The organism is Pseudomonas sp. lyk4-TYG-107 (assembly GCF_030209055.1).
In the GTDB taxonomy this organism is placed as follows: Bacteria; Pseudomonadota; Gammaproteobacteria; order Pseudomonadales; family Pseudomonadaceae; genus Aquipseudomonas; species Aquipseudomonas putida_A.
The window spans coordinates 1-2,639 of record NZ_JARVST010000046.1 but is presented as its reverse complement, the minus strand read 5'-3'; the positions used below and the strand labels follow the sequence as shown (position 1 = coordinate 2,639).

Genomic DNA, 2,639 nt, shown 5'->3' with positions numbered 1-2,639 from the left:
GGTGCCGCTGCCGGGGCTGCCGCCGGAGTTGATGTTGATCGTCGGGCCGCTCATGGTCACGCCGCCGGCGTCGATCTTGATGAAGCTGCCGCCGCCGACCAGGGTCAGCTCGGCGCCGGCTTCGAGCACGACTTTCATTCCGCTGCTGAGGTGGATTTCCTGGCCGGCATCAATGAACTGGCCGGTGCCGATCTTGATGTGCTGGTTGACGCCCACGGTCAGGTGGTCGTTGGCGCGGGCTTCGACTTTGCGGTCTTCGTAGACGGTGTGATGTTCTTCGGCTTTGAATTCCGTGTAGCTGTTCTGCTCGACGGTGTCGTGGCGTTCGTTGCCGACGCGGATCTTCTGGTCGTGCTCGATGTTCTCGTCCCAGTCGCGCTGGGCGTGGAGGAAGATCTGCTCCTGACCTTTTTTGTCTTCGATGCGCAGTTCGTTGTAACCGCCGCCACCCATCGAGCTCAGGGTCTTGAAGGTGCTACGGGTCTTGTTTGCCGGCAGCTCATACGGGACGGTGTTTTCCTTGTGGTACAGGCAGCCGCTGATCAGCGGTTGATCGGGGTCGCCCTCAAGGAAGGTGACCAGCACTTCCATGCCGATGCGCGGGATGGCGATGCCGCCGTACTGGGCGCCGGCCCAGGCGCTGGAGACGCGCAGCCAGCAACTGGTCTTGTCGTCGGCCTGGCCTTCGCGGTCCCAGTGGAACTGGACTTTGACCCGGCCGTACTGGTCGCAGTGGATCTCTTCGCCTTTCGGGCCGGTAACCACTGCGCTCTGGCTACCGAGGATGCGCGGTTTCGGGTGGCGCAGCGGTGGACGGTTCGGCACGTCCCACGGGGTCGCCTGGAAGCGGTTGCGATAGCCCTGATGGAAATCGTCTTTAAGGGCAGTGGTGTCGCTGGTCACCGACTCCTCCAGCACTTGCGGCTGTTTGCCTTCGTGCAGGACTTCGGTGAGTAGCCACAGGTCGTTCCATTTGGCTTTCGGGTGTTCGGTCAGGGCGAGGAAATGGCCGCTGACCAGCAGCGGCTGATCGCTCTTGCCTTCGGCGAGCTGGAAGTCGCTGCGGTGGCGTTCGAGGGCGCGTTTGGCCAGGTGTTTGCCGCGCTCGCGGTCGATGAACCGGCCCGGGTAATCGTAGTCTTCGAGGTCGGGAAGGGCGTCGCCGCGGTTTTCGCTTTCCAGCGTCAGGCGTGGTTTTTCGAAGTCGTAATCGCGGCGCGTGGTGCGGCTGGTGCGGGTTTCCAGGCGCAGGTCGAAACGCTTGATCACCGGGTTGCTGGCGACCATGCCGGAGTCTTGCTGGTAGGCCACAGGCTTGAGTTTCGGGAACACCGTCTGGTCATCGCCGAAGACGAGCTTGTGCGCTGTAGCGCTGTGCTGGAAGTGGTAGTGAATACCTTCTTCCTCGCACAGGCGCTGGATGAAATGCAGGTCCGATTCATCGTATTGCACGCAGTAGATGCGCTCGGGATAGATCGAACCGGTCTTGAATTCGTAGGCGTTGCTTTGAATGCCGTGCTCTTCGAGAACCATGCCGATGATTTTCGGCACCGTGAGGTTCTGGAAGATCCGTTGGTTGACGCGGTGCGCCAGGTACGACAGTTGCGGGCGCAGGGTCACCGAATAGCGCGTCAGGCGCTTGCCGGAATCGCCTTGCGCGGCGCGATAGATCTGGCCGTGGATGCCGCTGCCATCGGGCGACAGCTGCAGAAAGGCCGGTTTGTGCAGCAGGGTTTCGAGGTCCAGCGACGGCTGCTCACTGACCAGCTCCACCTCAAACACAAAAGGCTGGCTGATGGCTTCCCGGCCGGTCAGGGTAAATACCTGAAAATCGGCGGAGAGCCCTTCGATGGTCAGGGCAAAGTGGGTTTCATTGGCCGGCGCGAACATCCCTTGTTCCTCGTGCTGTACAGCGGCGCTCGTCGACGGCCGCAAAAAAAGCGGCTCAACGTACGCGAAATTCTGGAGGGGCGTAAACAACATCGACCAGCAGGGCTGGTCGATGCTTGTAACGATCAGCCGTAATTAAACGACTGGAGCACGCCAGTCATCGGAACCCGAAGTACCGGATACTTCGTGGGTCCAAGTGATTTTACGGTAGGTGAACTGCACTTCTTCCAGGTGGGTGAAGTGCGAGTTGCCTGGATCCTGGCAGTTGTGCATTTTGTTGTTGATGGCGACGATGATCGCGTCTTCCAGTTTGGTGGTGTAGTAGTGCTCTTGAGTACCTTGAGCAGAAGTACGGTACCACTGGATAACGATTTCGCTCATGCGCTCGCCGGAGGTCAGAGCAGCTTGCAGCAGAGGCGAAGCCTTGTCGTAGACCTTGGTGATGATCACTGGCTTGTGAACGCGCTGACCGGTTGGCTGACCGGATTGTGGGTCACGCGGGATGATCACGTCGTGGCTGAACGCCTGAACCATGACCTGGTCTTCGTGGCCTTCCTGGTAGGTGTTGCCAACGGAGTCGGCGGTGAAGGCGCCGGCAGTGATCAGGCCTTGTTTTTCGCCGGTAACCGACATGTACGCTGGTGTTGCCATGGGGTGCTCTCCTTGCGGATAAATTTAGGGTGCCCGGGAGGCGAAATCGCCCGGTGGGTGCCTGACTGTTATCAAGGAGCGTGCCAGGTTTGCCGAAG

The 2,639-nt window shown here is 60.3% G+C and carries 2 protein-coding genes; both read right to left on the bottom strand.

The features are described 5' to 3' along the window. The coding region (locus QRN61_RS27475) for a type VI secretion system Vgr family protein (RefSeq protein ID WP_285376425.1) at positions 1–1,890 on the bottom strand (1,890 nt) is incomplete at its 3' end. Positions 1,891–2,025: 135 nt separating this feature from the next. Next, entirely contained in the window at positions 2,026–2,541 is a 516-nt protein-coding gene (locus QRN61_RS27470) for an Hcp family type VI secretion system effector (RefSeq protein WP_003226246.1), read from the bottom strand. Positions 2,542–2,639: the final 98 nt, after the last annotated feature.